Genomic DNA, 22,407 nt, shown 5'->3' with positions numbered 1-22,407 from the left:
GCCACTCTGCCATTTGAAGTGCATTTCCCCCCAAACCTCTGAAACGCACGCTGGCGACAGGAAAAGACGATGATCTGCTGGTTGCCAGCCTGGCGCTGCAGCCCCTCGAACATCCTCTCGGTGGCGCATCTCGGCAAGCGCCTAGCGTCGCACATCCCCTCCCGGTGTTTCGGTGTCAAAGGTGTCGCCGGCCAGCAGCACCGTGGTGACGCCGAGCTTGCGCGCGTGATCTGCAAGCTTTCCGATTGTCTGACGGGGTGCCTCGCGCAGCCGCTCCGGCAGGTCGCCGAAATGCTTTCCAAAATGCAGGTCACTCGAATGGATAAAGCGGGACATCATGTGGTGCTTTCTTGCGCAGCGGCCATATGGAGCCGAGCCCGGGCGATAGCATCGTCAAGTCGTGCGCGCGAGGTGGCGGCGAGTCGCTCAACTCCAAGGAGCCGCGCCATGTCGCGGGCCGGATCCGGCATGTCGAGCAGATCGGGATTGTCGATAACTACGGATGCCAGCTCAGCGAGCGGGATGTCCGAGATCGCCCGGCGAGACTCCTCGTTGGCCGGCGACCGGTATGCCAGTGTCTCGGCTATGGTCCCCTTCTTCCAAAGGAAGACGCCGCTGGATTCGTTCGTTGTGTCGTAGCCGCGCAGGTGTAGATTGATCCTCTCACGAATCCGCCCACCGGTCCTCAGCCAGCCATGAGCGCGCGCTATCCGTTGCGCCAATACGTCGGCAAGCAGCGGGCCTTCCGTCTCGATCACAGCCTCGATCATTCCCCTGAGCGTGTCGCGGTAAGTGAACGCATAAAAGAGTTCCGGGTTTGCCGTGAATCCCGAGAGATCGGTGAGGCGGTATCCGGAGCGTTCTACCGGCCCCCGCGCGGGAGCCGCCGACCTTGCGTCCTCTGCCAGCTTCTTCGGAGCCGGTATAGCAGGGGATGAAACGAGTTCGGCCTCTTCTACGCTCGACGGCGCAGGATGCGCCGCGTCGCTGGACGCTCCGGCGTCTTCGTCCCGAATCTCCTCTATCCCTTCGACCTCATGCCCCATGTCCCAATGCGCCAAGACGTCGGCTTGCGCTTCCGAGCGCCGCTCGCGGCTCTCCTTGAGGATAACTTCAAGGCTCTCATGCAGTCGCTCGGCGCAGCCCTTTGTGTCGAACCACCAGTCCGTCGACCAGACCCGCACAATATTCCAGCCAAGTCCCCTCAGAACCTGCTCGCGGACCTTGTCCCGGTCGCGGGCGGTGGCTGAACCGTGGTAGGTCGCCCCGTCGCATTCGATTCCTGCCAGATAGGCGCCCGCGAGGTCAGGATGCCGGATGCCCAGATCAATGCGGAAACCCGAGATTCCAACTTGAGGCACGACCATCCAACCGCGCTGTTCCAATTGCGCGGCAACGGCTTCCTCGAAGGGTGAATCGAAGCCGCCCACCGATCCGCGCTCCTCCGCGGCCAGAGCTGTCGACCCGCGTTCGGCATAGTCGAGGAAGGTCTTGAGGTGCTGCACCGCCAGCGCCTTTGTTCGGCTGGGATCGATCTGGTCAGCGGTGAAGCCCGAGAAGACGACCAGTTCCTGCCGAGCGCGGGTCACCGCCACATTGAGTCGGCGTTCGCCGCCGTCGCGGTTCAACGCGCCGAAATCCATGGTTAGCTTTCCCGCTATGTCCTTCCAGAACGTGATCGAGAACAGGATCACGTCGCGCTCGTCTCCTTGAACGTTTTCCAGATTCTTCACGATCGTCGGCTCGACCCTGTCTTCCGCGAAGAACCATTCGAGATCGGACTCGGCGCGTCGGGCCGCGTCGAGCAAGTCGAGGATGAGCGACTGCTGCTGTGCGTTGAAGGTGATCACGCCGAGCGTCGGGCGCTCGCGCTCCGGCAGCTTCAGCCAGCGCTTCATGCGCGACACTGCCTCGGCGGCGACTGCCACGGCCTCGATGCGGTTGGTGCGGCTCTTACCACGATCGTAGACGCCGTCCGGGACCTTGCGCAGGCTTACCGCCCGGTCCTCCACGGCGGGCGACGGGAAGGTCACTAGACGGTTTTGGTAGTAGTGATGGTTCGAAAAGGCGATCAAGGACTCGCTGCGGCTGCGATAGTGCCATCTCAGGTCGCGGACCGGGATGCCGGATGCCCGCGCCTCGTCGAGAATGCTCTCTAGATCCTTCTCGTGGTCCGCGACATCCTCGTCGTCCTCGTTGCGGCCAAAGAAGTTGGTTGGCGGCAGCTGTTTCGGGTCGCCGACGATGATCGTCTGGCGGGCGCGGGCGATGGCACCGACGGCATCCCACGTCGTGATCTGCGAGGCCTCGTCGAAGATCACGACATCAAACAGCGCCTGGTTCGGCGGCAAGTACTGGGCGATCGAAAGGGGCGACATCAGCATGCACGGCGCGAGCTTCGGAAAAGCCTGCGGCATCTTACCGATCATGTCGCGGATCGACTGGCTCGGCCGTTGCAACTCCATCTGGTGACGAAGAAGGCCCAGTTCGGAGTTGCGCGGCACGCCTGTCACGGAAGGCAATCCGTGCGCGACCGCGCTGATGACGCGCCGTGTGGCGTGGGTCCGCACCAGATCGTCGATTTCGCGGAACTCCTTGATTGCGTTCTCGTGCTGGAAGCGCCTGAAGTTCCTCAGCACCGGGTCGCCGTCAACGACTTTCGGCAGCCACCATCGGGCATAAGCGAGGCGAAAAGCGGCCCGGGCTTCGCCGGGCAGGATCGCCTGCGCCTCCAGTCCTTCAACGAATGGCTCGAGACCATTGAACACGGCCCGACGCCTCACGCCGCACCACGCGGCCCAGTTACGCAACAGATGCCGGGCATCCACGAGACCGGCGAGCCGCTCGACGAGATCTCGAAGCTCCAGTTTGGCCAAGCTTCCCGTCCCGCCGACTTCCGCGAATCGCGTTCCGGCAGTTTCCACTCCCTGCGACGCTGCGAGCAGACGCGCACCGATCTGCCGCACCCGATCGCCCGGGTTTCCGCCCAGGCAAGGCGCGATGGCCCGAATGGCGGATCGGATCTCGTCCGAGCTTCGCCCGGGCAGCCGTAGCGCCCCGCGAAGCCGGTTGGCGAGATCGAGAATCCGGGCAACGAGTCCTGTGTCGGTGGCGAGCCCGTCTATCGGCAGCGGCTTGCCGGAAAGCAAGTTTGCCTCGATTCTCGCGCGGCACTCTTTCATGCGCCGCAGGAGGGGAAGATCGCGGCGGGGATCTGCCGTTCCCTGGCTCGCATGGGCCTGGAGCCGCTTCTGGATTTTACGCTTGCCAAGCATTGAGCCCGGCCAGAATGACGCTTCGGCGTCCCGCCACTCGCGTTCCAATCCTTCCGGGTCGAGGTCGCGCACCGCGCTCTCCGGATAGGACGCGGCTGCGCCTTGTTCCGCGCTCCGGTAGGCTTCGATCGAACGGCCGAGATCTTCGAGAGCCGGGCTCAGCTGCGCGAAGTCGCAATCGAAGGCGATCGAAATGTCGACCCCCTGGCTTCGGTGGAGCTCGGTCGCGAGCCCCGACAGCGCCTGCAGTTCGTCATGGGATGTCCTATCCATCGGCGCCAAGCCGAGACATGAGAGATAGGCTGACGTTACGTCATGCAGGAGATTGGCGGCGTTGCGAAGCGATTGCGCCGCGGCGATCAACGAATCCTGCCACTCCGAGGTCCATTCCTGGGCATCGACGAGGCTCAGTGCCGGATGGCGTTCTACCGAGGCGAAAACCAGCCCGGTTTCTGCGGCGAGTTCCTCCAGCGCCCTGAGCGTCTCCGAGTCGTGGGCGTCACGTTCCGTCCACAATAGGTCTGGAGCCGGAGCATCGCCCGCCTTCAAGGCGATGCCGAGTGCGAGGTACGGCGTCCAACCGTTCGGATGCCGCTTGTGAAGAGCCTCGACATAGGCGTTGAGCTGGTCTCGATGGAGCTTGAGGCGTTCATTGACGGCGACCCATTCCGATGCGTCGATACTGCTGCCGTGCTCCCAGGCCGCCTTGAGCTGCCCCAGAAAATGCTTCCGGTCCGCCTTGTTGGAGTGAAGCTCGATACATTGGTTGCCGAGCCCATGCTCGCGCAGGCGCCGGTAGACGACGTCAAGCGCAGCGGTCTTCTCCGCCACAAACAGCACCGTCCGGCCTTTGGCGAGGCAGTTTGCGATCATGTTCGCGATGGTCTGGCTCTTGCCCGTCCCGGGCGGTCCGACGATGACGAAGTCCAGACCTTCGGCTGCGGCAAGGCTCGCGGCGGTCTGGGAAGAATCCGCGGGCAGGAGCGAGATGATGTCCGATGGCGCATAGGCCCGGTCGAGATCGCGCTCATCCCGGAAGGAAGATTGCCTGTCGTCCTGGTTGAAGGACTGCTCGGGCGTGCGATCAGGTGCCGCACGACGCGGTTCTGACGAAGCGCATCGGTCCGCTCGACCAGGTCCTTCCACATAAGGAACTTGGCGAAGGAGAAGGTGGACAGGGCGGTTTCGTCGATGACCTCCATGCCAGGAACGTCACGCACGGCTTTTCGCATGGCCGCCAGTACTTGGGGTACGTCGATCCCATTTTCGTCGCGCGGAAGGTCGCCCGAGAATTGCGGCAGTTTGAGATCGAAATCCCGCTCCAGGAACTGCAGAAGCGTCGCGTTGAAGCGCGGCTCGTCCTCGTGGAATCGTATCGTGAATTGCGAACTGGCGCTGCGGCGTTCGAGCCGGATCGGCACGAGCAGAAGGGGTGCCCGGTAGCTGCGCTCATCGTCCGGCTTCTTCTTCCAGCGCAGGAACCCCACCGCCAGGAAAAGCGTATTGGCGCCGCCCTCGGCAAAGTCGTTGCGAACCTGTCGATAGAGGTCGATCAGACGGGCTTCGAGCTGCTTGGCGTCGAGGGGCGAGGGCAACTCGTCCCGGAGCAGGGCCTCCGCCGCAAAGGTGCGTTGGAGGTCGCGACCGTGCAGGTCGCGATAGAGGGCTGCGTCGCGCTTGCCGAGCGGGTTCTGCTCCGGCAGCGAGATGACGCGGATCGCCGCGCCGGTGGCGAGTCTATCCTCAAGGTAGGCCACGTCGGTGCACAGGAACGGAATCGTCTTCTTCGACTCCGGAAAGTTGAGGAGACGGTTGCGGAGCGTCAGGTCGAGCAGCTTCTTCTGCCAGCGGTCGATCCGGCCCGCCGCGGTCGTGGGTTTTTCCTCCACCATATCGCTCGGCAAGGCGCCGAGCGAAGGCGGCTGGGGCAGCGGTAGGTCCGCCACCGGCGGGAGTTCCTCGTCCGGCGTCGAGCGCCGAAGGGGTTCATGAGAAGCCAGCGGCGTAATCCCGCCGCTTCGCGCGCGCCTCACGTCGATTGCCGCCACGAAGGCGTTCGTTTCCTCCTCGGCGAGGCGCCTGTCGAGGACGCGGTGGGCCGCCTCCATTGTCATGGCAGGTCGATGCGTAACGCCAGTCGTCTCGAAGACGATTAGTTCGCGGGCCGCCAACGCCTTGCGCACCTCCATCTGGTCGGTTTCGATGGCGTTGCCGAAGGTGCGCTTGGCGAGCCACACGCCTGCCGCAGCATGCCCGTCGAACATCAGGATGACGGGATGCAGCCCCGACGCCTCCAAGGCGGCGCAGAACAGAAGCGTCGTGTCCAGGCATGTCGCGAGCATCTCCTCCGCGATCGTGCCGGGGCGTCTGACCTTCTGGCCACGGCTCTCGAAACTGGCCGGCGGTTCGGCATAATGGAGCCCCATCGCGGCAATTGCGGAGTATATCGCCGCGGTCAGCATGTAGGCGCGCTGCGGGTCCTGCGACTGATAGCCGTCCAGTCCCGACGAATGGCCGTGCGCTGCAAGCCGGTCCGCCGCCTTTCGCAGGATTGCCGATGTTGCGGGGTCGTTCGGCATGACGAAGGCTGGCAGCAATTGCGCCATGTCGGCGACACCGCCCCACTCGTCACGCGCGAGAAGCCTGACGGATTGGCGGCGCTCGTCCAATACCTCCGTTCCCGCAAGCAGCCTAAGCGTGATCTCGCCACGCTCGGCCTCGTTGAGGCCTGCGAGGTACCCCGCGTCCAACTCCACCTTTCGATCGGCCAGTGGCAATCGATCCCCCGGAACGAGACGGTCGATCATCCAAGTCTTGGAATGCAAGAACGGCGGCGTCGATGACATTTCAACCCGCAGCTTCTCGAAGTGTCGCTGCGAAGAGTTCTCGATACTGATCGAACGAACGACGGGAACCGCGTTCTGATAAGACGCGTACGTGAAGGAGCAGGCTACATCTGCAAGGATGCTGACTACGCCATGCCCGCCCTCTGAAGCGCTCCCATTAAGCGCCGAATCGGAATCCGAACCCACTATTAAGTCCCCCAGTGGTGAGACTAGCGAGGTTTTCAATTTATGGAAGTGGCTTCTTTCATCGCGAGGACGCGATCGGCAGCTTCCAAGCTTCGGGAGAGAACCCTTTGAGCACAGCTATCTGATGCCGAATGTTGTGCGCCCTATTCTCGTTGCACTAAAGCTGCTTACGCAAGTTGAATCACACTCGAGGCAAACATGACGCTCTGATCTTTTTCTCATCGATGACGATAGAGGATACCCGATCTGCCGGGAGCGCGCTCGCCGTGATGATGATGGATCATGTGGATGCCCGCCATCTGAACACGCTGGCAGCGCGTTATGGTTGAACTTCCTTCTGATGGCCTCACCGACGTTAATGGCCGGTTGCGGGAGACGTGCAGTGCTACCTCATGACTGAATGAGGCGCAAAGCGGTCGTTCAGCAGGCATGGCTAGAGCAGCTGGAAAGGATCATATCTGGTCGAACCCGCCTAACCCGCTCCCGCGACCGGAAACAGCTTCCACTTCTTCGGCCGGAAAGCGAGGCGGCTTTTTTGTGCCGCCGGATGGTCCACCGGCAGTTCGATTTCGACGCGCTGCCGGGCGCCGCCGACCTCCAGCTCGACCCGCCGCGTCGCGGCGAAACGGTGGCTTGTGGCCACGGTGCCGGCAATGCAGCCGCTGCAGCCTTCAACCAATTCGATATCATGAGGGCGGAAGAAGAGCAGCGCTTCGCCGGCCGGAAGATCCGGTGCCGGGAGGCCGAGCGGGCGATCGGCGATCCACACCTCGCCGCCTTCGACCTTGACCGGCAGCGAACTGGAATCACCGATGAAGCCATAGACGAAGGGCGAATTGGGGGTGTCGTAGACCTCGTCGGCCGTGCCAACCTGCTCGATGGCGCCCTGGCTCATCACGACCACACGGTCGGCCAGTTCGAGCGCTTCCTCCTGATCGTGCGTCACGAAAACGGTCGTATGTCCTATGCGGTCATGAAGTTGGCGCAACCAACGGCGGAGCTCGCGCCGCACCTGGGCGTCGAGCGCGCCGAACGGCTCGTCGAGGAGCAGAACCCTCGGCTCGATCGCAAGTGCTCGCGCGAGCGCCACGCGTTGGCGCTGCCCGCCCGAAAGCTGGGCGGGGTACCGTTTCTCCAGGCCGGAAAGCTGGACGAGGTCGAGCAGCTCCGAAGCGCGTCGGCGGATCTCCGCATCGGAAGGACGCTCTCTCTTTCGCACTTTCAAGCCGAAGCCGATATTTTCCAGCACCGTCATGTGGCGGAACAGCGCGTAATGCTGGAAGACGAAACCGACATTGCGTTCCTGGACGGTTTTGTGCGAGGCGTCTTCCTCGCCGAAGAAGATTGCCCCGCTAGTCGGCCGCTCGAGTCCCGCGATCAGGCGCAGAAGCGTCGTCTTGCCGGAACCGGATGGTCCCAGCAAGGCGATGAGCTCGCCCGAGCGTATATCGAGCGAAACATCGTGGAGCGCTGCGAACCGCTCGAATTCCTTGCGCACGTTGACGACGCGTACTTCCATGCGGCGGAAATTCCTCTTCAGTGGCCGCGGTTGGCGGCGATTGCGTGGCCGTAGCGCATCTCGAGCAACGTCTTCAGAACGAGCGTGACCAGCGCCAGACCGGCAAGCAGCGAAGCGACGGCAAAGGCGCCGGCCGCATTATACTCGTTATAAAGTATCTCGACATGGAGAGGCATGGTGTTGGTCAGGCCGCGTATGTGGCCGGAGACAACCGAAACGGCTCCGAATTCGCCCATGGCCCGCGCATTGCACAGCAACACTCCGTAGAGCAGGCCCCATTTGATGTTCGGCAGGGTGACGTACCAGAAGGTCTGCCAGCCGCTGGCGCCGAGCGACAGCGCCGCCTCTTCGTCGCCTGTCCCCTGCTCCTGCATCAGCGGGATCAGTTCACGCGCGACGAAGGGAAAGGTGACGAAGATGGTGGCGAGCACGATGCCAGGGACCGCGAACAATATCTCGATGCCGTGTGCCTTCAGCCAAGGTCCAAGAAGGCTGCCGGCGCCGAAGAGAAGCACGTAGACGAGACCCGAGATCACCGGCGAGACGGAGAACGGCAGGTCGATCAATGTGATCAGGAAGGCCTTGCCCTTGAATTCGAACTTGGCGATCGCCCAGGCGGCGGCCACGCCGAACGCCATATTGAGCGGCACCGAAATCGCCGCCACCAACAGCGTCAGGCGGATCGCGGACACCGTGTCGCTATCGGCAAGCGCCGAGAAATAAGTTTCCGTGCCCTTGGCGAAGGCTTCGATGAAGACGACGATGAGGGGCAGGAGAAGGAAGATGCCGAGAAAGGCGAACGCCGTCAGCATCAATGCCAGCCGCGCAAACGGCCCTTCGGTTATAGGCGAGGCTGCCTCGGCGACTTCCGGATTGTCGTAATAGCCCCTGAGATCAGCCATAGCGCCGACGGCTCCACGATTGGAGAAGATTGATCACGAGAAGCATGACGAAGGCGATGATCAGCATGATCGCGGCGACCGCTGTCGCGCCGGCATAGTCGTACTCTTCAAGCCTGATGACGATGAGCAACGGCGCGATCTCGGATACGTAAGGCAGATTGCCAGCGATGAAGATGACGGAGCCGTATTCCCCGACGGCGCGCGCGAAGGCCAGGGCGAAACCGGTGATGACGGCCGGCATCAGACCGGGTGCCAGCACGCGCGTTACCGTCTGGAAGCGGTTTGCGCCGAGCGTGGCGGCGGCTTCCTCAACTTCCCTGTCGATCTCTTCCATGACCGGCTGAACCGTGCGCACGACGAAAGGCAGGCCGATGAAGATCAAGGCGATGACGATGCCGAGCGGAGTGTAGGCGACCTTGATGCCGAGCGGGTCGAGCAAGCTGCCGATCCATCCGTTAGGAGCGTAAAGCGTCGTGAGCGCGATGCCGGCAACGGCCGTGGGAAGCGCGAAGGGCAAATCCACCATGGCATCGACGACACGCCGGCCGGGGAATTCGTAACGGACCAGGACCCAAGCGACGATCGTCCCGAATACCACATTGACGGCCGCCGCGATCAGCGAGGCGCCGAAGCTGATCTTCAAGGCCGCCAACGTACGTGGGCCAGTCGCAATCGACCAGAACTCGGCCCAGCCGAGGGAGGCCGATCGCCAGGCGAGACCGGAAAGCGGGATCAGGATGATGAGGGCGAGGTAGGCAAGCGAGAAGCCGAGCGTCAATCCGAAACCCGGAATGACGCTCGGCGTTCTGAAGCCCTCCCCCGCCGCCGCGGGTGCTGTGGCCATCGGTGCCCGTACTTTTATCTTGCCGGCTTGTAGATCTGGTCGAACACGCCCCCTTCGCCGAAATGGTAGGGCTGGGCTTTCTTCCAACCGCCGAAGATCGGGTCGTCGATGGACACAAGCTTGATCTCCGGAAGCTTCTGCAGTTCCTCGGCCGGCACCAGTTCCGGTTTGGACGGGCGATAGTGGTGCTTCGCGGCGAGCCGCTGACCTTCTTCGGAATAGAGATACTCCAGATAGGCCTGCGCCACCTTGCGAGTGCCCTTCGCATCGACATTGCCGTCGACCACGGCCACGGGCGGCTCCGCCAGGATAGAGGTCGGCGGGATCACGATGTCGAACTTCTCGGCGCCGAACTCGTCGAGCGCCAGATAGGCCTCATTCTCCCAGGCCAGCAGCACATCGCCCAAGCCGCGTTCGGCGAAGGTCACCGTCGACCCGCGAGCGCCCGTATCCAGGACCGGAACATGCGCGAACAGATTGCCGATATATTCCCTGATCTTGGTTTCGTCGCCACCGTACTGCGTGTTGGCCCACGACCATGCGGCAAGATAGTTCCAGCGTGCGCCGCCCGACGTCTTCGGATTGGGCGTGATGACCTGCACGCCCTCCTTCACGAGATCGCCCCAATCCGCGATGCCTTTCGGATTACCTTTGCGCACGAGGAAAATGATCGTCGACGTATAGGGCGAGGAGTTGTTGGGCAGCCTGCCTCGCCAGTCCGGCGAGATCTTCTTCGCGTTTTCGACAATGGCATTGATGTCGCTTTCCAGCGCCAATGTCACGACATCCGCATCGAGCCCGTCGATCACGGCGCGCGCCTGCTTGCCAGACCCGCCATGCGAACTCCGGATGGTCACGGTCTCGCCTGTGTCGGCCTTCCACTTCCTGGCGAAGGCCTCGTTGAATTCCTTGTAGAGTTCGCGCGTGGGATCATAGGAAACGTTGAGCAGCGTCGTGTCGGCTAGGGCATATCCCAGGGCTCCTAGCTGGAACGCGCCGGCCAGGAAACCGGCGAGAAGCGTCCGCGGGTAATGGATCATGTCTGCCTCCGTGGATTTCTCCATACTCTATCGAAACGGTAGAGAAACGGATGCTACGGTCATTCCATTGTTGAAAGGTTGGACGCAAAATCCTTCCGTCAACCCCTTCCCCCCTCGGATTTGCGTTTCTGCAGGTTGATCGGCCCTGGCTCCTTCTGTTCCCCAGACGCAGCGTCCATCCGGCTGTGGCCCAATTCCCACCGTTGCAACAAGGCGACAGGAAGTGGCAATGATTTTCGCCGTTTCGGCGTGTCCAGGAATGCTATGCTTGGCTGGAACACATGCTGAAACGTAGCGTGCGTCCGCCATGGAGGAAGCAAGGAAATGAGTTCGAGTGGTGTTTCACGACGCGTGCTACTCCAAGGCGGTACGGCACTTCTGGCCTCGACGGCCCTGCCGAGGATCGCAAGCGCCGAAGAGCCGCAACGCGGCGGGCGCCTGGTCGTCGCGGCTGATTCCGAACCGCGCAACCTCAATCCGGCTATCGTCGCGTCGAACGGAGTATTCTTCGTCTCCAGCAAGGTGGTCGAGCCCTTGGCCGAAGCCTCCTTCGACGGCAAGGAGGGGCTGTCGCCACGCCTCGCCCTCGCATGGGAAGGCGCGCCTGACGGCCGCTCCGCGACCTTCAAGCTTCGCAGCGGCGTGAAATGGCACGATGCCAAGCCCTTCACGTCGGCCGATGTCGCCTTCTCGGCCCTCAACCTCTGGAAACCCCTGCAGAATCTCGGCCGCGTCGTGTTCAAGGATCTGGAGACGGTCGAGACGCCCGACGACCACACTGCTGTATTCCGGTTTGCCAGTCCGACGCCGTTCCAACTCATCCGGAACGCGTTGCCGGCGCTCACCAGCGTCGTACCGAAGCATGTTTACGACGGCACCGACATAGCAACCAACCCAGCCAACATCGCGCCCATCGGCACTGGACCTTACAGGTTTGCCGAGCACAGGGCTGGCGAGTTCTATCGGCTTGAGCGATACGCCGACTATTGGCAGGAGAGGGAGCCCTATCTCGACGAGATCATCTACAGGGTTCTGCCGGACCGCGCTGCCGCGGCCGGTGCGCTCGAGGCCGAAGAGATCCATCTTGCCGCCTTCTCGGCCGTACCCCTGGCCGACCTCGATCGCATCTCCAAAGTGCCCGGCATCGATGTCGTCACGCGCGGCTACGAAGCGCTGACCTACCAGCTCGTCGTCGAGATCAATCACCGCCGGAAGGAACTTGCCGATCTCAGGGTGCGCCAGGCGATCGCCCATGCGATCGACAAGGAATTCGTCGTCAAGACCATCTTCCTCGGCTACGCGGCCGCTGCGACCGGGCCGGTGCCGCGCAACGACAAGCAATTCTACACGCCGGACGTGCCGACCTATGCCTTCGATGTCGCCAAGGCGAACGCCCTTCTCGACGAAGCCGGCTATCCGCGCGGCGCCGACGGGACGCGATTCAGACTGAAGCTGCTGCCGGCTCCTTACTTTAACGAAACCAGGCAGTTCGGCGACTATCTTCGTCAAGCGCTGGCGCAGATCGGCATTGCCGCGGAACTCGTCAACAACGACTCGGCCGGGCACCAGAAGGCGGTCTACACCGACCACGCCTTCGACCTTGCCGTCGCTCCCCCTGTCTTCCGGGGCGACCCGGCGATCTCGACGACCATTCTTGTGGAAAGCGGTATTCCGGCAGGCGTCCCGTTTTCCAACCAGGGGGGCTATGCCAACCGCGAACTCGACGGCATCATCACCGAAGCTGCGCAGACGCTCGATCCGCAAGCGCGCATTGCGCTCTATCGCGACTTCCAGGCGAAAGTCGCCGCGGACCTTCCGCTCATCAACGTTGCCGAGTGGGGCTTCACGACGGTTGCCCGCAGCGTCGTCAGGAACGTTTCCAATAATCCGCGCTGGGCCGTTTCGAACTGGGCGGATACCTGGCTCGCAGCGTGAAACGCGCGCTTATCCTCCTGAGACGTCGCCTGCTCGGCGCCGTGCCGGTGCTCCTGATCGTTATCGCCGGCACGTTCCTGCTGCTCGAGGCAGCTCCCGGCGATGCAGTCGACGCCTATGCGGTCTCCGTCGGAGGCGATGCCGGGCTGATCGAGGAGCTGCGTCGCCAATGGGGACTCGACCAATCACCGACGACGCGTTTTGCAACTTACCTGTGGGCGCTCCTGCGCGGTGATCTCGGCTGGTCCGTCAGCTTTTCCCGTCCCATCCTGGACGTCATCGTCGAACGGTTGCCCACCACCTTTCTCCTGATGGGCTCGGCAACGGCGCTCTCCTTCGGGCTCGGTACGCTTCTCGGCATTGTCGCCGGCGCTCGCCCCGGCTCCTTGCGCGACCGGACCCTGTCCCTCGCTTCGCTCGCCCTTTATGCCGTGCCGGGTTTCTGGCTCGGGCTCGTTCTGATCGTTATCTTCTCGATCCAGCTCCGCTGGCTGCCGATCGGTGGTATCGAAACGATTGCTTCGGGCAAGACGGGGTTCGAGCGGGCCTTGGACATCGCCCGGCATCTGGTCCTTCCCGTCGCCGCCCTCGGCTTCATCTATCTCGCGCTTTATTTGCGGATGATGCGGTCGGGCATGGCGGAGATCTGGCGGATGGACTTCATCGCCGCCGCAAAGGCGCGCGGCATTTCGCGCCAGCGACTGATCCTGCGCCATGTCGCCCGCAACGCCCTCCTGCCGCTCGTCACCATGCTCGGCCTCCAATCGGCATCGATGCTGGGCGGCAGCGTGGTGATCGAGAGCGTGTTCGCCGTGCCCGGGATCGGAAGGCTCGCGCAGGAAGCCGTCGCGTCTCGCGATGCCCCGCTCCTGCTCGGCATCATCCTGATCAGCGCTGTCCTGGTGATCCTCGTCAATCTCGCCGTCGACATCGTCTATGCGCTTCTCGATCCGCGCGTCGGCGCCGACGAGGCGACGCCATGACCGTGCGGCTTCTCCGCACGCCTGAAGGCCTGGCGGGAACGCTGATCCTTCTTGTCCTGGCCGCCCTCGCCGTTGGCGCTCCTTACCTCTTTCCCCGCGACCCGCTGTCGATTGCGGGGCCCGCCCTGCTCGGCCCCTTCCAGGACGCCGCCCATCCCCTCGGCACGGACAGGCTCGGTCGGGATGTCCTCGCCGGTCTCGTCCACGGCGCCCGAACCTCCCTGGCCGTGAGCCTCGCCGCCGCGGCGGCGGCCATCGCCGTCGGCGCGGTGATCGGCACATTGGCCGGGTTCGCCGGAGGCCTTGTCGACGAACTGCTCATGCGCATCACCGACGCCTTTCAGACGGTGCCTGGCTTCCTTCTGGCTCTCGCCTTCGTCAGCGTCGCCGGTCCTTCGCTTGCGGTCGTGGTGGTCGCGATCGCGCTTGGCGCCTGGACCGGCCCTGCCCGGATTGCCCGCGCCGAGGTGCTGTCGATCCGCGAACGCGATTATGTCGCTGGCAACCGCGTCATCGGCATGCATCCGCTGACGATTGCCTTTCGCGAGATCCTGCCCAATGCACTACCGCCGGTGCTCGCCTTGTCCTCGATGATCGTGGCCGGGGCAATTCTCACCGAGGCCGCCCTCTCCTTCCTCGGGCTCGGCGATCCCAACCGGGTGACTTGGGGCAGCATGATCGCCGAAGGCCGCACGGTTCTGCGCTCCGCGCCCTATCTGTCGATCATCCCCGGCCTTGCCCTCGTCACCGCGGTGCTCGGCGTTTATCTCTTCGGCGAAGGCCTGGTCGAAGCGTCCGCCGCAAAGCGGAGATACGCCTGATGCCTCTTCTTGCCGTATCGGACCTGCAAGTCGCCTATCGCCGCGGCGACCGCGACGTGACGGCTCTGTCCCGGATCGATCTCGACGTCGAGGAGGGCGAATGCATCGCCGTCATCGGCGAAAGCGGTTCGGGCAAGAGCACGCTTGCCCGGGCGATCGCGGACCTGCTGCCGCCCGAAGCGCGCATGGGCGGCCGGCTTGCCTGGCCTCTGTTCGACAAAGGTCCGGTCCTTGGCAGGGACATCGGCTTCGTGTTCCAGGATCCCGCCGCGAGCCTCGATCCCGTGCTCACGGTCGGCGAGCAGGTCGCGGAAGTCGCGCGCGCCCATCTTGGGATGCGGTGGCGTGAGGCCTTCACCCATGCCGAGCGATTGCTGGCGCGGGTCAGCCTGCCGGATCCGGCATCTCTCGCGAAGGCCTATCCACACCAGCTCTCGGGGGGCCAGAAGCAGCGCGTCGCGATCGCCGCGGCCATTGCGGCGGGACCGAGGCTACTGATCACCGATGAAGCGACGAGCGCGCTCGACACCGTCGTCCAGGCCGGCATCGTCTCGCTGATCCGCGAGATCGTGGCGGTGGAAGGCATGTCGCTCCTCTTCATAACCCATGATATCGCCCTTGCGGCACAGCTCGCCCGGCGCATTCTGGTCTTGCGCAACGGTCATCTCGTCGAGGCCGGACCGACGGAAGACGTCATCGGCTCGCCGCGCGCCGCTTACACGCGACCGTTGGTCGAGGCATACGCGGACACGCCGTGGCGCAGCGCTCCGGAGACGGGTCGATGAGCGAACCACTGCTCGATATCGGGGGGCTGGCCAAGAGCTTCCGGCGCTCCGGGCGGACGATCACGGCGCTTGCCGGTGTCGACCTGACGATCCGGCCGGGTGAAACTCTCGCCCTGGTCGGGGCATCCGGCAGCGGCAAGTCGACGCTTGCCCGTATCGTTCTACGCCTGACCGAGCCCGACGGCGGAAGCGTGCGCTTCGAAGGCGCGGACCTGCTGGCGCTGCGCGGCACCGCCCTGCGCCGCACGCGCGCCCGGCTTCAGATGGTGTTCCAGGATCCGCACGCCGCCTTCAACCCGCGCGCCACTGTCGGCCGGGTACTTGCCGATCCGCTGCGCATCCACCGCATCGCCAGCCGCGCCGAGCGGCCCCGCGCCATCGCCGCGCTGCTCGATCGCGTCGGACTGCCCTACGATTTCGCTTCACGTCCGATCCATGAGATCTCCGGGGGACAGCGGCAGCGCGTGGCGATCGCGCGCGCCATCGCCTCCAAGCCTTCCCTGATCGTGCTGGACGAAGCCGTTTCGGCGCTCGACGTCGCCACGCGCCGGCAGATCCTCAATCTGCTCATCGGAATCCAGGAGCGGGACGGCACGAGCTATCTCTTCGTCACCCACGATCTCGCCGTGGTCCGAACCATCGCCCATCGGGTGGCCGTCATGGACCAAGGGCGTATCGTCGAAACCGGAACGGCGCACGACGTGATCACGGCTCCGCAGTCGGCTGCCGCGGCGGCACTGGTCGCGGCAATCCCGCGCCTGCCCGCATCCGCCGTCTCGGGAGGGACACCACCATGACCGACCAGCGCATCGAGATGCTGTCACGGGAGCTCGATGCGGCGTTCCGCAACCGAGCTGACCTCTATCGGCTTTTTCTCGATGAATTGGAGGCAGCGGTCGGCCTCGCGGAGGCCGAAGCCCTCATGACCCGTGCGATAGCGAAGCGTGGACGGGAGGTCGCCTCATCCGCCTTCGCCGGCTTCGGGGCGAACGACGCTCGCGCGATCGGCGAGGCTTTCCTGGCGGCCAGCCCCGATGGCGGTCGCATGTATCCGACGGAAGTGGAGCGCGGCGACACGCACATTGCTTTCCGCGTCAAGCGGTGCCCTTTGAAGGACGCCTGGGTGGAAGCCGGCGTCGGCGAGGAAAGGCTGACGGTTCTGTGCCGCATTGCCGGTGCGTTCGACCGGGGCCTGTTCGAGGCGACGGGCGTCCGTTTCGAGAATATCACCTGGCGGCCGGGACACGGATCCGGCTGCTGCCACATTCGACTGGCCGACCGGGACGTAGCGGAGGATTGATCTTGGTTAAGGCTTGTTGAGATTAGAATTGAACGAAGCCGCTGACGCGGCAGATGGTATGGAGGTTTGCGGGTGACGCTTCTGTTTTGAAGGATTGCTGCTGTTGAAGCGCAATCTTGAGAACAGGACCAATGAGATGGGCAAGTTGAGCCAGCTTCGCCGGCGGCACTTCGATCTGCGACCGGAGCACTCGGCGCACTCTCACCGCTTCGTCTCCTCCGTGAGAAAATGTTCATCAAGCCGGTCGGTGGAGTCACAGCCTATCGTTGCCATGATCAGATCGATCTCATGGGCAATGATGTCCAGCACCTTCTTCGCACCGGCCTGTCCCCCGATAGCGACCCCGTATAATGTCGGCCGCCCTGCGAAGACGAAGTCCGCCCCAAGACACAGGGCGATCACCACATCCGATCCTCGTCGTACTCCGCTGTCGAGCATCAGCGTCATACGGCCGCCTACCGCCTTTTTGATCGCTGGTAACGCGTCGAGCGAGGCGGGCGCGCGATCCAGCGCCTTGCCGCCATGGTTGGAAACGATCAAGCCGTCGCATCCGATGTCTGCCGCGCGCACTGCGTCGTCAGGGTGGAGAAAACCCTTCACGACGAGCGTGCCTTTCCAGAGGTTGCGATAGGTCTCCAGATCTCGCCAGCTCGGCGTACCGACATCACCGGGAACAAACGCCTGATTGAAGAAGAATGTGGCGCTTTCAGCTGCCGAAGCACCAGCAGACATATAGGCCGTCCAATTGGCCATGGCCGGCATGCCGCCACTGGCGAAGAAGCGTGCGAACCATGTCGGATGCATCAGCAACTCCCTCGTCATGCGTAGGACGATGCCGGGTGTAATTTCAAAGGGGACACTGATGCGGTTACGTAGGTGTCGTTCGCGCTTCGGCGTGACCGGCGTGTCGACGGTGACGACCAAAACGTCCATCCCGACGTCGGCGGCACGCCGAATCTGGTCATGGGAGATTTGCCGTTCGCGCGCTGTGTAGAGCTGAAACCAGTTGCGACCGGGAGCGACGGCGTGGATATCCTCCAGCGCTGCGCCAGCGGCGCCTGACAGAATGAAAGGCACGTTGGCGTCCGCCGCAGCGCGGGCAAGCAGCAGGTCGGCATCGGGGCGGAACAGCGCCGCCGGTCCGGTCGGCGAAATGCCGAAGGGCATGGCGTAACTGCGGCCGAACAACTTCGTTGCCGTGTTGCGTCGGGAAACGTCAATCAAATAGCGCGGCATCAGAGAATGTTGCGAAAAGGCCGATTCGTTTCGAGCGAGCCCTTCCTCGCCATCGACGCCGCCTTCTATGAAGTCGTAGAGGAACCCCGGCAGATAGCGCCGCGCCGCCAGCCTTACCTCGTCGACATTGACAACGTTCTTCAAGCGTCGCATCGCGTGCTCGTCTCAGCGCTCGGCGACCGTGATCATCAGTCCGAGCCCGCGCGCTACGGTTTCGTGCAGTTCGGGCGGAAGGCAGGCGGAGAGTTCACGCTCGACCGCAGCATGGTCGGCCATGCTGGCGTCGGCGGCGGCGATTCCCTTTTCGGTCAGTTCGACGATCACACCGCGACCGTCGCGTTTGTCAGCCATGCGCCGGATGAGGCCGTCCTCTTCCATACGGCGCAGCAGGTTCGATAGGCCGCCTGAGGACAGAAGCAGGGTGGAAAGCAGGTCGCTCGGTGACATGCGGTAGGGCGCGCCATAAGCGCGGATGGTCGCGAGCACGGCGTAGGTCGGATATTTCAGCCCGTGCGGCGCAAGTGCCCGATCAACCGCGCGCAGGATGATATCGTGCAAATGCAGAATGCGCCCGACCACCGCCTTGCCACTGCAATCGATGTCCGGCCTCTCCCGTTGCCAGAGCGCCATGCCGCGTCCGACGCGGTCCAGTTCCCAATACCGAATTTCGGCCTTGCTCAAAGATCGGCCTCCCTAACGGGCGTTTCCGTGTCCGGCAGCAGACGCGCCTTTCGCCGCTGCGTCAAAACTCTCATACGCAAGTTAGATTATCTTTAATATATCTTTCTTGAAAGATAAGATCCCTGATGCTAGCCTTTTTGGAATGATGCGTGACCGAAAGGGCGACCCGCATTCTTAATGGGAGCTTGTCTATGAGATCGTATTCCTACCTCGCAGCCGCAACGGCAGTCGCTGCCCTTGTCGCCGTATCGAGCGTCGCATCGGCGGCCGAACTCGTCGTGGGTTCGTTCGGCGGTTCCTTCGCGGACAATGTGAAAGCCTGCTATGTCGAGCCGTTCAAGAAGGCCACCGGGGCCGACGTCGTCATGAAGCTTGGCAGTTCGTCGCAGCATGCGGCTTCCGTGCGCGCGACCGCCGGCCAATCGGACATGGATGTCGTCTTCGCGGATGACGCCTTCGCCGTGCAGATGGCAAACGAAGACCTGCTGGTGCCGCTTGACCGTTCCAAGCTGAGCAATGCGCCGGAGATCATCGAGGGCGCATGGGGCGCGAATGACGCCTATGTCGCCGCCATGCTGGGCGCGACCACCATCATCTACAACAAGGACAAGATCACCACGCCGCCAACGTCGTGGAAAGACCTGTTCGACCCGAAATATGAAGGCCGCGTCACCATTGGCGACGTTTCCGGCACCAGCGGTTGGCAGTTCCTCGCCGCTGTCAACGAGATGGAAGGCGGCACGATCGACGACATCACGCCGGGTATCGAAAAGATCAAGCCGCTGGCCAAATCCTCCGTGCTGCTCTACGCGCAGGCCGATCAGGTGGTTGCACTGTTCGAGCGCGACGAGATCGATATCGCCGTATGGTATCCGGATCGCGCCGGCATCGCCGCCGCCAAAGGCCTGCCGCTCGCGGCCGCCTACCCTGTCGAGGGCGCGGTCGCCATCCGCCCGACCGTCTCGATTCCCAAGGGTACCGAGCAGGAAGAGCTGGCGCTCAAGTTCATCGACACCATCCTCGACGCCGACAACCAGAAGTGCTTCTCGGAGCACCAGTTCATCGGTCCGGTCAACAAAAACGTCAAGCTTTCGGACGAAATCTCGGCCATCGTTCCGACCGGCGAAGCGCTGGATAAGATGCTGTTCCTGAAACCTGATGAGATGGCCAAACGCCTCCCCGAGTGGACCCGCCGCTGGCAGCGCGAAGTTCTGCGCTAAGACCGGTTCGCCAGAGTTCGGGATCGCCCTGATACGCGGTGGTAGCCCCGTTCCAGCCAACGTTTGCCGGAGGCAGACACTCCCCTCCGGCTTGATGCCCCGATGCGGTTCAGGGCAATCCTCTGAGGTCGAATGAGCAACGTTTCCCTAGAGCATCTCGTGAAGCGCTACGGCAAGGTGTCCGTAGTGAAGGACGTGTCGCTGGAGATCGCCGAAGGTGAGTTCGTGTCGCTGCTGGGGCCATCGGGCTGCGGCAAGACGACAATCCTGCGCATGGTGGCCGGGCTGATAGAGCCGAGCGCCGGGACCATTACTGTCGGCGGCCGCGATATCACCCGACTGCCACCCAACAAGCGCAATGTCGGGCTGGTGTTCCAATCCTATGCGCTGTTTCCGCACATGACCGTGTTCGAGAACGTCGCCTTCGGCTTGCGCCGCAAGGGCGAAAGCGGGCCCGCGCTGACTACGCGGGTCGAGGAAGCGCTCGCCCTGGTACGGCTTGCCGGCTACGGCGAGCGCTATCCGCGCCAGCTTTCCGGTGGCCAGCAGCAGCGCGTCGCTATGGCGCGTGCTATCGCACCGCGTCCGAGCGTGCTTCTGTTCGACGAACCGCTGTCCAATCTGGACGCCAAGCTGCGCGACGAGATGCAGATCGAGCTCAAGCGGCTGCAGAGCGACCTCAAAATCACGACACTGTTCGTTACCCACGATCAGGCCGAAGCGCTGTCGCTGTCGGACCGAGTCTGCGTCATGAATGATGGCGTCATCCAGCAATTCGCTTCACCGGAAGAGATTTACCATCGTCCGGCCACCGCCTTCGTCGCCGGCTTCATCGGCAAGCCGAACCGGCTCGCCGCGACGGTCAAGGGCGGAACGGTGGAGCTTCCGGGCGGACTGGTGCTGCGCCCGACGAACCTCACCGCAAAGAATGGCGAGGCCGTCGAGGTGTTCATCCGTCAGGAAGCCGTGACCCTGTCCCGCGAGGTAGGCAAGGACGGGGAGGCCGTTCCCGGAACCATCGCGCTACGTTCCTTTTCCGGCGCGCAGGTGCAGTATGTCGTCCGGCTAGGCACGTCGTCTGAAATCGTCGTCGAGGTCCCTTCCTCCGGCAATGCGGCGACCCTTGCCCATGGTGAGGCCGTTTTCGCCCACATCAGACCACAGGACATCATTATCCTGCCTGGCGGGAAAAGCGCATGAAGTCGATGCGCACCGGAATTCTGCTGCTCTCGCCGCTGCTGTTCGTGCTGGTGGCCGCCTTTGTCGTTCCGCTGCTTCTACTGCTGCCGACGAGCTTTCAGGAATACCAGCCGGGCAGCGGCATAGCTCGGGATTCGTGGACGCTCGCCAATTATGCCCGCATCGTCACCGACGAGTTCTATCTCGAAGTGGTGCTGCGCACGATCGGCCTCGGCGCCGCAGTCACGGCGAGTTGCCTGCTGCTCGGATATCCGGTCGCCTATCTGATTGTACGCGGCAACCCGCGCTGGCGGCTGGCGCTGACGCTGCTGGTCATCTTTCCGCTGATGCTCAATCTCGTTGTGCGCTCGTTCGGCTGGATCGTGCTTCTGACTAATCGCGGCGTCGTCAACAACCTGTTGATCGACATCGGCTTGATCGAGAAGCCGCTGAAGCTGATGTTCAACATGACCGGCCTGATGATCGGCCTCACCCACATCTACCTGCCCTTCATGGTGCTGATGCTGGTAGCAGCGTTGCAGAACGTGCCGAGGGACGTTGAGGCGGCAGCTTCGACTCTCGGCTCCAGCCGCCTGCACGTCTTCCGTTCGGTAACGCTGCCGCTGACCGCGCCCGGCATCATCGCCGGCTCGATCCTCGTCTTCGTGCTCACCATCAGCGCGCTGGTGACTCCGCGTATGCTCGGCGGGCCGACCTATCAAGTCATGGCGACGCTTATCTATGACGAGTACATGCAGCTTCTCGACTGGCCGAGCGGCTCGGCGCTGTCATTCGCGCTGGCAATCTCCACCATCCTTATCATCTGGATTTCCAGCCGGATGACCAAACGCTGGGCGGGTTTGGCATGAACGAACAACAACCCGGTTTTGCCGTTTCCTCGCTCGCGCTGCTCGTGATCCTGTTCCTGCAGGTTCCAGTGATCGTGGTGATGCTCGCCTCGTTCAGCGAGACCTCGTACCTGACGATTCCGCCGCAAGGCTGGACGCTGGACTGGTTCAAGGAAGTGCTGACCGATCGTACCTACATCGACGCGATCTGGAACAGCCTTGTCCTTGCCGTCGGGTCGACCGTCATCTCTCTGGTGCTGGGCGTCGCCGCCTCCTATGCCATTTTCCGCAAGATGATACCTGTTTCCGAGGCTCTGACTTCCCTGTTGATGGCGCCTCTCATCATCCCGTCGGTGGTGATAGGCGTGGCGCTACTGCAATATTTTACGCTGGTCGGCATGCGCGGCAGCTTCTGGGTGCTGCTGATCGCCCATGTCGTCATCACCGTTCCCTACATCGTGCGCTCGGCGCTCGCGAGCCTCTCAGGCCTCGATCTTTCTGTCGAAGAGGCGGCGCGCGTGCTGGGAGCAGGCGGCATCACTACCTTTCGGCTGGTGACATTGCCGCTCATCAAACCGGGCCTCGTTGCCGGCGCGCTGTTCTCCTTCGTCACTTCGATGGAGAACGTGCCGGTAACGATCTTCCTGGCGGGGCCGAGGGACACCACCCTGCCCATCCTCATCTTCACCTCGGTGGAGATGGGCGTGAACCCGAGCGTGGCCGCAGTGTCGACGCTCCTTATCATCGGGACGGCTATCGTGCTGCTCGTCGCAGAGCGCTGGACCGGATTCCACCGCTTCGTTTGAC

Annotated in this window: 19 protein-coding genes; 10 read left to right on the top strand and 9 right to left on the bottom strand. The window is 63.2% G+C overall.

Going from position 1 to position 22,407, the window contains the following annotated elements; all coding sequences use genetic code 11:
* Positions 1-141: 141 nt before the first annotated feature.
* The 7 genes from ACCO56_RS08590 to ACCO56_RS08560 form a co-directional block, all read right to left on the bottom strand.
* On the bottom strand, positions 142-339 hold the full coding sequence (locus ACCO56_RS08590) for a hypothetical protein (RefSeq protein ID WP_433639582.1): 198 nt from the start codon (positions 337-339) through the stop codon (positions 142-144).
* Positions 336-4,193 (bottom strand): DUF3320 domain-containing protein, encoded by a 3,858-nt coding sequence (locus ACCO56_RS08585; protein ID WP_433639844.1) that lies wholly within the window; start codon positions 4,191-4,193, stop codon positions 336-338. The genes ACCO56_RS08590 and ACCO56_RS08585 overlap by 4 nt, the downstream gene beginning before the upstream one ends.
* Positions 4,145-6,082, bottom strand: a complete 1,938-nt coding sequence (locus ACCO56_RS08580; RefSeq protein WP_433639579.1) for a DUF4011 domain-containing protein — start codon at positions 6,080-6,082, stop codon at positions 4,145-4,147. The genes ACCO56_RS08585 and ACCO56_RS08580 overlap by 49 nt, the downstream gene beginning before the upstream one ends.
* 697 nt (positions 6,083-6,779) lie before the next feature.
* The gene (locus tag ACCO56_RS08575) at positions 6,780-7,826 is read right to left on the bottom strand and encodes a sulfate/molybdate ABC transporter ATP-binding protein (protein ID WP_433639576.1); all 1,047 of its coding nucleotides are present in this window, start codon (positions 7,824-7,826) and stop codon (positions 6,780-6,782) included.
* A 17-nt stretch (positions 7,827-7,843) separates the two neighbouring features.
* Positions 7,844-8,728: a sulfate ABC transporter permease subunit CysW gene (cysW, locus tag ACCO56_RS08570; protein WP_433639574.1), complete on the bottom strand. Its 885-nt coding sequence runs from the start codon at positions 8,726-8,728 to the stop codon at positions 7,844-7,846.
* Positions 8,721-9,572: a sulfate ABC transporter permease subunit CysT gene (cysT, locus tag ACCO56_RS08565; protein ID WP_433639572.1), complete on the bottom strand. Its 852-nt coding sequence runs from the start codon at positions 9,570-9,572 to the stop codon at positions 8,721-8,723. Before cysT ends, cysW begins: the two co-directional genes overlap by 8 nt.
* Positions 9,573-9,586: 14 nt before the next feature.
* The gene (locus ACCO56_RS08560) at positions 9,587-10,612 is read right to left on the bottom strand and encodes a sulfate ABC transporter substrate-binding protein (RefSeq protein ID WP_433639569.1); all 1,026 of its coding nucleotides are present in this window, start codon (positions 10,610-10,612) and stop codon (positions 9,587-9,589) included.
* Positions 10,613-10,936: 324 nt separating this feature from the next.
* Here ACCO56_RS08560 and ACCO56_RS08555 point away from each other — a divergent pair, with 324 nt between their 5' ends.
* From ACCO56_RS08555 to ACCO56_RS08530, 6 genes are read left to right on the top strand one after another with little or no spacing between them, the layout of a single operon-like run.
* Positions 10,937-12,547: an ABC transporter substrate-binding protein gene (locus ACCO56_RS08555; protein WP_433639567.1), complete on the top strand. Its 1,611-nt coding sequence runs from the start codon at positions 10,937-10,939 to the stop codon at positions 12,545-12,547.
* Positions 12,544-13,530 carry an ABC transporter permease gene (locus ACCO56_RS08550; protein WP_433639565.1) on the top strand — a complete coding sequence of 329 codons (987 nt, stop codon included), beginning with the start codon at positions 12,544-12,546 and terminating at the stop codon, positions 13,528-13,530. Before ACCO56_RS08555 ends, ACCO56_RS08550 begins: the two co-directional genes overlap by 4 nt.
* Positions 13,527-14,351 (top strand): ABC transporter permease, encoded by an 825-nt coding sequence (locus ACCO56_RS08545; protein ID WP_433639563.1) that lies wholly within the window; start codon positions 13,527-13,529, stop codon positions 14,349-14,351. The genes ACCO56_RS08550 and ACCO56_RS08545 overlap by 4 nt, the downstream gene beginning before the upstream one ends.
* A complete protein-coding gene (locus ACCO56_RS08540; protein ID WP_433639562.1) occupies positions 14,351-15,136 on the top strand; it encodes an ABC transporter ATP-binding protein in 786 nt (261 codons plus the stop codon). Before ACCO56_RS08545 ends, ACCO56_RS08540 begins: the two co-directional genes overlap by 1 nt.
* The gene (locus tag ACCO56_RS08535; protein WP_433639561.1) at positions 15,133-15,933 is read left to right on the top strand and encodes an ATP-binding cassette domain-containing protein; all 801 of its coding nucleotides are present in this window, start codon (positions 15,133-15,135) and stop codon (positions 15,931-15,933) included. The genes ACCO56_RS08540 and ACCO56_RS08535 overlap by 4 nt, the downstream gene beginning before the upstream one ends.
* Positions 15,930-16,436 (top strand): L-2-amino-thiazoline-4-carboxylic acid hydrolase, encoded by a 507-nt coding sequence (locus tag ACCO56_RS08530; RefSeq protein WP_433639559.1) that lies wholly within the window; start codon positions 15,930-15,932, stop codon positions 16,434-16,436. The genes ACCO56_RS08535 and ACCO56_RS08530 overlap by 4 nt, the downstream gene beginning before the upstream one ends.
* Positions 16,437-16,637: 201 nt before the next feature.
* Here ACCO56_RS08530 and ACCO56_RS08525 read toward each other — a convergent pair whose 3' ends face one another.
* Positions 16,638-17,825 (bottom strand): alpha-hydroxy acid oxidase, encoded by a 1,188-nt coding sequence (locus ACCO56_RS08525; protein ID WP_433639558.1) that lies wholly within the window; start codon positions 17,823-17,825, stop codon positions 16,638-16,640.
* A gap of 12 nt (positions 17,826-17,837) precedes the next feature.
* Entirely contained in the window at positions 17,838-18,353 is a 516-nt protein-coding gene (locus ACCO56_RS08520) for a MarR family winged helix-turn-helix transcriptional regulator (protein ID WP_433639557.1), read from the bottom strand.
* A 191-nt stretch (positions 18,354-18,544) separates the two neighbouring features.
* Between ACCO56_RS08520 and ACCO56_RS08515 the strand changes: the two genes are divergently transcribed.
* The 4 genes from ACCO56_RS08515 (at position 18,545) to ACCO56_RS08500 (ending at position 22,406) form a co-directional block, all read left to right on the top strand.
* Entirely contained in the window at positions 18,545-19,573 is a 1,029-nt protein-coding gene (locus tag ACCO56_RS08515) for an ABC transporter substrate-binding protein (RefSeq protein WP_433639555.1), read from the top strand.
* 132 nt (positions 19,574-19,705) lie between these two features.
* Positions 19,706-20,773: an ABC transporter ATP-binding protein gene (locus ACCO56_RS08510; RefSeq protein WP_433639553.1), complete on the top strand. Its 1,068-nt coding sequence runs from the start codon at positions 19,706-19,708 to the stop codon at positions 20,771-20,773.
* Positions 20,770-21,621 (top strand): ABC transporter permease, encoded by an 852-nt coding sequence (locus tag ACCO56_RS08505; RefSeq protein ID WP_433639551.1) that lies wholly within the window; start codon positions 20,770-20,772, stop codon positions 21,619-21,621. The genes ACCO56_RS08510 and ACCO56_RS08505 overlap by 4 nt, the downstream gene beginning before the upstream one ends.
* Entirely contained in the window at positions 21,618-22,406 is a 789-nt protein-coding gene (locus tag ACCO56_RS08500; RefSeq protein ID WP_433639550.1) for an ABC transporter permease, read from the top strand. The genes ACCO56_RS08505 and ACCO56_RS08500 overlap by 4 nt, the downstream gene beginning before the upstream one ends.
* Position 22,407 lies beyond the last annotated feature (1 nt).

The sequence above is a fragment of the Mesorhizobium sp. 1B3 genome (assembly GCF_050958605.1).
Taxonomy (GTDB): Bacteria; Pseudomonadota; Alphaproteobacteria; order Rhizobiales; family Rhizobiaceae.
Note: the sequence above shows the minus strand (reverse complement) of the source record. Positions and strands in the feature narration are given on the sequence as shown.

What these genes read in the sequence shown, in the direction of transcription:
- ACCO56_RS08525 (WP_433639558.1), bottom strand. Translation starts at nt 17,825, where the DNA reads ATGCGACGCTTGAAGAACGTTGTCAATGTCGACGAGGTAAGGCTGGCG.
- cysW (WP_433639574.1), bottom strand. Translation starts at nt 8,728, where the DNA reads ATGGCTGATCTCAGGGGCTATTACGACAATCCGGAAGTCGCCGAGGCA.
- ACCO56_RS08540 (WP_433639562.1), top strand. Translation starts at nt 14,351, where the DNA reads ATGCCTCTTCTTGCCGTATCGGACCTGCAAGTCGCCTATCGCCGCGGC.
- cysT (WP_433639572.1), bottom strand. Translation starts at nt 9,572, where the DNA reads ATGGCCACAGCACCCGCGGCGGCGGGGGAGGGCTTCAGAACGCCGAGC.
- ACCO56_RS08580 (WP_433639579.1), bottom strand. Translation starts at nt 6,082, where the DNA reads ATGATCGACCGTCTCGTTCCGGGGGATCGATTGCCACTGGCCGATCGA.
- ACCO56_RS08530 (WP_433639559.1), top strand. Translation starts at nt 15,930, where the DNA reads ATGACCGACCAGCGCATCGAGATGCTGTCACGGGAGCTCGATGCGGCG.
- ACCO56_RS08545 (WP_433639563.1), top strand. Translation starts at nt 13,527, where the DNA reads ATGACCGTGCGGCTTCTCCGCACGCCTGAAGGCCTGGCGGGAACGCTG.
- ACCO56_RS08535 (WP_433639561.1), top strand. Translation starts at nt 15,133, where the DNA reads ATGAGCGAACCACTGCTCGATATCGGGGGGCTGGCCAAGAGCTTCCGG.
- ACCO56_RS08590 (WP_433639582.1), bottom strand. Translation starts at nt 339, where the DNA reads ATGATGTCCCGCTTTATCCATTCGAGTGACCTGCATTTTGGAAAGCAT.
- ACCO56_RS08500 (WP_433639550.1), top strand. Translation starts at nt 21,618, where the DNA reads ATGAACGAACAACAACCCGGTTTTGCCGTTTCCTCGCTCGCGCTGCTC.
- ACCO56_RS08510 (WP_433639553.1), top strand. Translation starts at nt 19,706, where the DNA reads ATGAGCAACGTTTCCCTAGAGCATCTCGTGAAGCGCTACGGCAAGGTG.
- ACCO56_RS08560 (WP_433639569.1), bottom strand. Translation starts at nt 10,612, where the DNA reads ATGATCCATTACCCGCGGACGCTTCTCGCCGGTTTCCTGGCCGGCGCG.
- ACCO56_RS08555 (WP_433639567.1), top strand. Translation starts at nt 10,937, where the DNA reads ATGAGTTCGAGTGGTGTTTCACGACGCGTGCTACTCCAAGGCGGTACG.
- ACCO56_RS08575 (WP_433639576.1), bottom strand. Translation starts at nt 7,826, where the DNA reads ATGGAAGTACGCGTCGTCAACGTGCGCAAGGAATTCGAGCGGTTCGCA.
- ACCO56_RS08505 (WP_433639551.1), top strand. Translation starts at nt 20,770, where the DNA reads ATGAAGTCGATGCGCACCGGAATTCTGCTGCTCTCGCCGCTGCTGTTC.
- ACCO56_RS08515 (WP_433639555.1), top strand. Translation starts at nt 18,545, where the DNA reads ATGAGATCGTATTCCTACCTCGCAGCCGCAACGGCAGTCGCTGCCCTT.